At 40.4% G+C, this 2,254-nt stretch carries 2 protein-coding genes and 2 pseudogenes; all 4 read left to right on the top strand.

Going from position 1 to position 2,254, the window contains the following annotated elements; all coding sequences use genetic code 11:
- Positions 1 to 124 precede the first annotated feature (124 nt).
- Entirely contained in the window at positions 125 to 742 is a 618-nt protein-coding gene (locus HMPREF1986_RS00020; protein WP_021772647.1) for an SAP domain-containing protein, read from the top strand.
- Positions 743 to 884: 142 nt separating this feature from the next.
- The gene (locus HMPREF1986_RS00015; protein ID WP_009529888.1) at positions 885 to 1,070 is read left to right on the top strand and encodes a transposon-encoded TnpW family protein; all 186 of its coding nucleotides are present in this window, start codon (positions 885 to 887) and stop codon (positions 1,068 to 1,070) included.
- 11 nt (positions 1,071 to 1,081) lie between these two features.
- Positions 1,082 to 1,903: pseudogene (locus tag HMPREF1986_RS00010) on the top strand (VirD4-like conjugal transfer protein, CD1115 family); the annotation flags it as partial.
- 206 nt (positions 1,904 to 2,109) lie between these two features.
- Positions 2,110 to 2,238: pseudogene (locus tag HMPREF1986_RS12720) on the top strand (Maff2 family mobile element protein); the annotation flags it as partial.
- Between the last annotated feature and the right edge of the window lie 16 nt (positions 2,239 to 2,254).

Here is a 2,254-nt window from a genome sequence, read left to right as displayed (position 1 = left end):
CACAATCAAATCCTACAGTAAACTTACGCCGTCAGAATTACAAGACCAATTGACAAAATATGGAAAAAGTGATATAATGAAAAGAATGAGAAATTGACAAATTAGAAGTTTATGAGGTGAGTATATGAAAGAAAACAGACCTGATTTTAGAGATATAAAATCATTTGAAGAATTTAACAGATACTATTGGTATCGAGAAGAGCTTTCACAAATTTGCAAATATCTTGGATTAGAGTACAGAAGTACAAAACAAGAGCTGAACGATATTATAGAACAATATTTTAAGGGAAATAGAGTAGAAAAGTCCGTAAAGAAAGTAAATAAAAAGCAAACCGAAGAGATAACCTTAAATACACCATTGCTTGAATGTGATTTTTCCTTTAATCAAAAATTTCGAGAGTATTTTTCGTCTGTAACAGGTGTTGATCCATTTAAATTTAATGCAGATATGGCTACAGCTTGGCGAAAAGTGAAGGCTGAAAATGATTTAATTTTTACCATTCAAGATATGCTGAAAGTATATTATGGTGAGTCCAACTACGCTAAGTATGATCATTCAGTTTGTCAATGGAATCAATTCCTAAAGGACTTTTGCTCAGATGAATTTAGCGACTATTATTCTAATAAGTTAAAAGTTGCTACCATACTATGGAAAGAAGTTAGAGACTCAACAAACGAAAAGATTTATTCAAGACATCTTTTAGAGGAGTACAAACTCAAAATAGAGGAGTATCATAAATAAACAACTCCTTATTTGTAGGGATAGATAAATTAGAATTTGTCGAAGTAAAACAATTAAATAAAATTATAGAGAGGAAGTAAAAGCAAATAGCCAATACTTCCTTTTTTATTGTCAAAAATCCAAAAAATGGAAAGGAGCATTTATGGAAGAACTGAAAAATACAGATAAAAAAGGCATTAGCACAAAGAGAAAGATTGGAAAGACCACCTATGAGGTTGTTGTCCATTTCAATGAAAATGCAACTGAAACAATGCAAGATAAACTTACAAGAATAATGCTGAGGGAGCTTAGGAGAAAATCGAACGAAAAAAAAGATGATTTTGATTAAAAAGTCCTTGACAAGTAGCAACAGGCAAGACCTTAAAGTCGATTCTGGTGAGCTGCGGCGCACGTCTGGCTCCCTTCGATATTGAGGAAGTCCGTGATATCACTATGTACGATGAGGTGTCGCTGGATACGGTGGGAGATAAGAAAACGGCTCTGTTCCTCATTATGAGCGATACAGACCCAACTTTTAATTTCCTAATTTCTATGATCTACACACAGCTGTTTAACCTGCTGTGCGAGAAAGCAGATGATGTCTACGGCGGAAGATTGCCGGTGCATGTGCGCTGCCTGATTGATGAGTGTGCGAACATTGGTCAGATTCCGAATCTGGAAAAGCTGGTAGCCACCATCCGATCAAGAGAAATCTCGGCATGTCTGGTGCTTCAGGCGCAGAGCCAGTTGAAGGCTATCTACAAGGACAATGCCGATACCATCATCGGCAATATGGATTCTCGTATTTTCCTTGGAGGTTCGGAGCCGACTACGCTGAAAGAGCTGAATCAGGCACTGGGAAAAGAAACGATTGATCTGCACAACACTTCCGATACGAGAGGCAACAGTCCATCTTACGGCACCAATTATCAGAAGGTTGGGCATGACTTGGCCTCGGTGGATGAACTGGCTGTGTTGGATGGAGGAAAGTGCATTTTGCAGCTGCGCGGTGTCAGACCGTTCAAGTCAGATAAATATGATCTGATCCAGCATCCGAACTATAAGCTCACTGCCGGTGCTGATAAGAAAAACACGTTCAGCATCGAGGCGTTTCTTGACCATCGGCTGAAGCTCAAGCCCGGTGATAAGTACGAAGTGATTGACGCAGATCATGCCAAGTAAGTTTATTCCGGTGACGAAGATGTCATGGGTGCGCTGCTGGCAACAGAATAAGAAGGGGCGGCGAGCTGCCCCCTCTTTACATAGCCAGGTTTCTGATTGGGATTGGAGACATGGCTATATGTTTGCCCATTTGCAGGTGCACATGCAGATGGAAAATTACTATTCATCAGCCCACAAGGGCGCAGCATATAAGGAGGTACACATTTATGGCATTTTTCAACAGCGCAGTAACCGTTCTTCAGACTCTCGTCATTGCACTGGGTGCCGGTCTCGGCATCTGGGGAGCCATCAACCTGCTGGAGGGCTACGGCAACGACAACCGTGCGACACGTTCGTAAGTGAAAAGCTTAT

Origin of the sequence: Oribacterium sp. oral taxon 078 str. F0263 (assembly GCF_000469565.1) — a bacterium.
In the GTDB taxonomy this organism is placed as follows: Bacteria; Bacillota; Clostridia; order Lachnospirales; family Lachnospiraceae; genus Oribacterium.
This window is presented reverse-complemented; position numbering and strand designations above follow the sequence as displayed.

What these genes read in the sequence shown, in the direction of transcription:
- HMPREF1986_RS00015 (WP_009529888.1), top strand. Translation starts at nt 885, where the DNA reads ATGGAAGAACTGAAAAATACAGATAAAAAAGGCATTAGCACAAAGAGA.
- HMPREF1986_RS00020 (WP_021772647.1), top strand. Translation starts at nt 125, where the DNA reads ATGAAAGAAAACAGACCTGATTTTAGAGATATAAAATCATTTGAAGAA.